This window comes from Sporosarcina sp. NCCP-2222 (assembly GCF_023168145.1).
Lineage (GTDB): Bacteria > Bacillota > Bacilli > Bacillales_A > Planococcaceae > Sporosarcina.
This window is the reverse complement of the sequence record NZ_BQYK01000009.1, coordinates 62,909-66,082: the sequence shown is the minus strand read 5'-3', so window position 1 is coordinate 66,082 and position 3,174 is coordinate 62,909. Positions and strand designations below refer to the sequence as shown.

Sequence of the window (3,174 nt, the reverse complement as noted above, 5' to 3'; positions counted from 1 at the left end):
TTGAACAGAGGGGAACTACAGGGGAAGCTGAGAATCTAACCCGCCAACTTTCAAGTTCCATTGAATGGATACTAATTGAGGGGGTTAGCCAGAACAAGTCGTTTGAAGAGCTCCGTCCCGAGCTTCTGAAGCATGCGACCAAGGAGTTTACAGACCGTACATTAAAAGAATACTATCCGTATGCCTGCAATGAATGTGATACGACACTATTTCCATTTCCAAGAAGTCAGCCATCCGAGCGCTTTGAGGTCACGCAGCCTTCCGCAAATCTGCTGTCTGTCAAAACGATTGAATTAGGCAATGCCTTGAGTGGAGGCGGGTTCATCACCTATGATTTGAAAAAAGAAGACGGGACTTGGAAAATGGATGCGTACACGTATAAGATGGCAGGTAAGCAGAATTTTCAGCTTTCTGTCGAGGAGGCCGAAACGATTCTAGAACACAACTACCGAGCCGCTTACGAAAATGTAACGGTGACATTCAAATCTACTGCCAAGGAGACAGGCAAGGACTTTCTGACAGGTGAAACGTTTACCTACAACGTTTATCTATTTGAAGTGAAGGCGGATGAAGTGGTAGAGATGGTTTTTTTCATTCTTATAATGGCATGTATGATTACTACTGGGAAGAGTGACTTACGACTTGCGTGAAACCTATTGCTTAGTGAGCTTGCGAGCTTCAAATAATAGATTGGCAGTGTCGGATATTAATGAAGAGGCTGTTCTGGAGGAGGGGCTATAGTCAACACAGCCTCAACGTCTGGCTTGCTCGGCTCGGAAAAACTGGCTACATATAGTGCGGCGAAATGGGCTGTCAACGGCCTCACAAAATCGGTGGCACTAGAATATGCCAAACAAGGAATCCGTGTTAACTCGATTTGTCCAGGGTTGACGTTAAAGCCAGCAGTGGTAGCGTGGGCCAAGGAAGTACCTGAACAGGAAAAATATGTTGAGAATGATATTCCGCTTGGGCGGATGGCCGGCCGGAAGAACAGGCACAGGCTGCACTCTGGCTCTGTTCGGACAAAGCATCCTATATCACGGGAGTGAATTTGCGGTAGATGGTGGACAGACTGCGAAATGACTTTGACCGTGTAATTTGTGTAAGAGGAAACTAGTTTGGTATAAAAATGAAGGCAGGACAAATAATGTCCTGCCTGAAATTCTACATACAATCCCATGAATACCAAACATTCTCGAACTTTTTTTCCTGTAAATCATGTAAGGATATAAAGAAATTCCCCACCCCGGAGTCACCCCACATGATCTCCCATTCACCGCTCTCGTCATAATCGGTATCCAATTGAAACAGCAGCACATCAATCTCTTTTCCATCCTCATACACACGAGGATCGTATTGTGTAAAATTCGGATAACCGCCTAGGCGCGTGCCGTATTGCCCCAACTCATCCAATTCATCTGCGTAAGGATCAAATGCCTCAATCTCTGATTTGGGCACACCAAAGGACTTTTCAAATTCTGCAATATCATTGAATAGCAACTGTTTCGTCAAGCGGGGAATCATTCGTAATTCCGCGTTTACGACGGTAAACTTTTCTTCTTCCGCATAGGGAAGGAAATAGGATTTTTGTTCGTCCCGAGTGAGACTTTCATCTTCAGTGGTATCAAAATAGATAACCCGGTAGCCTTCCGTATTGGCCATGTTCTCAAGAGCCATGCCAATCAAATCATCATAATAGTCGACGTAAAATGCTAAAACTCCTTCTCTCGGGAAATGCTCGAGTTGCGGAATTTCGGAAAAATTAATCTGCGCCAACAGAGAGAGAGGCTGGCCTTTCGCATTGGTAGGATACGGAACATGCTTAGGCACATACCCGATCCCGCCAGCCTTCGTTGCTGTCAGGGGCAGTTCTCCTTCTGCCTTCATCGAGAATTCAATCGTCTCTTTTTGGGTATCCAGCAGCTTGTCCTGCCATTCTTTCGGCAACAGATCTTTCACCTTTTGATCAAGTTCCATTTTGCGCGCTCCTTTTCACCAAATAGACCTCAAACAGTTTTGACTTGCCTGCTTGGGGACTCTTGTTTCTTAGTCTCCGAGCCGTTCGGCTGTGACTTTTTAATCTTTCCTGAATATATACGTATCCATTTGTCACAGGGTTTCGTATAACAGAATGACCATATCTTCGAAGAAAATTAAAAAGAGTACAGGAATAGCGTTACAATCCTGTACTCTCTTCTTTATCGTTTCATAAAATATTTTTCACTATCCTCACCCGATTTTATCCTCATCCACAATATCCTCCGGTACCTTCACCAGATAATATTTTCCTTTCGTTAGGACAGCGATGACTACCGTAAGGATCGAGGCGAGAAGCGCAGCAAAGAAGGCAGCCGTTGTTTCTAAGAACAGCCCCATGTAGCCAAGAGCGGCAATGGTTCCCAGAACACTGGCGACGATGAGTGAAATGGTGCCGACCGGATTCCACTTATATAAGTATTCTTGTCGGGCTACGTAATATGTCGGCCCGATTTTTAGCCATTTCTTCACGACCAGTGCATCGGTTACTAAAATAGCAGCCCATGCGAGCAGGAATACCCCTTGAAATGTCATCAGTGTATCGACATGTTCCACAATATTGGACAGCATGAGAAGAATCGCTGTCACGCCTGCAAACACGACCCAAAAACGGCGGCCGGGGGTAAAGTGAAAAATGTTCTCAAAGAAGTTGGAAAGGGAGAGTGAACTGCTGTAAATATTCGTCACGTTAATCCGCAGCTGGGTGAGCATCGTGAAAAGGGCGCCGCCGATTCCGAGCAGGAGGACGATATAGACGCCAGGATCAGATTCGAGAAACCGAACGCCAAACCAGATGCCAAGCCCGCCCATGACGCCAAAACAGAAAATCTGCGGAATGAAACCGATTGCCACAGAACCGACTTTTACGTCAGAAGGCTTCAGAAAACGTGCATAGTCGGAAGCAAGAAGAGCAGTCAATCCTATAATGCCGTGATGCATTCCGATGCAAAGCAGTAAGGCTTCGCCGCCGATGTGTACACCTTCAGGCATATAAGTGAAAACAGAGCCTTGATAAATGGAAGGTTGGTAGAGGGAAACGATGATCGCTGTCAGCAGAAAGAGAATGAATAGGGGGAGAGACCATTTCTGCAACTTGTCCAATTGGTCGATTCCAAACCAATTGAGGGGAATTACGAT

General features: G+C 45.7%; 3 protein-coding genes and 1 pseudogene. 2 read left to right on the top strand and 2 right to left on the bottom strand.

All coding sequences use genetic code 11. The annotated features are described in order from the left end of the window. Both NCCP2222_RS17085 and NCCP2222_RS20905 read left to right on the top strand, forming a co-directional pair. On the top strand, positions 1-650 hold a 650-nt coding region (locus NCCP2222_RS17085), incomplete at its 5' end, for a hypothetical protein (protein ID WP_248513593.1). Positions 651-764: 114 nt separating this feature from the next. Beyond that, positions 765-1,060, top strand: a pseudogene (locus NCCP2222_RS20905) (SDR family NAD(P)-dependent oxidoreductase). Positions 1,061-1,164: 104 nt separating this feature from the next. On the opposite strand, the gene NCCP2222_RS17080 reads toward NCCP2222_RS20905, so the two are convergent. Next, entirely contained in the window at positions 1,165-1,977 is an 813-nt protein-coding gene (locus NCCP2222_RS17080) for a YwqG family protein (RefSeq protein WP_248513592.1), read from the bottom strand. A 252-nt stretch (positions 1,978-2,229) separates the two neighbouring features. Then, positions 2,230-3,174 (bottom strand): cytosine permease (locus NCCP2222_RS17075; protein ID WP_248513591.1); only part of this gene is annotated, 945 nt, incomplete at its 5' end.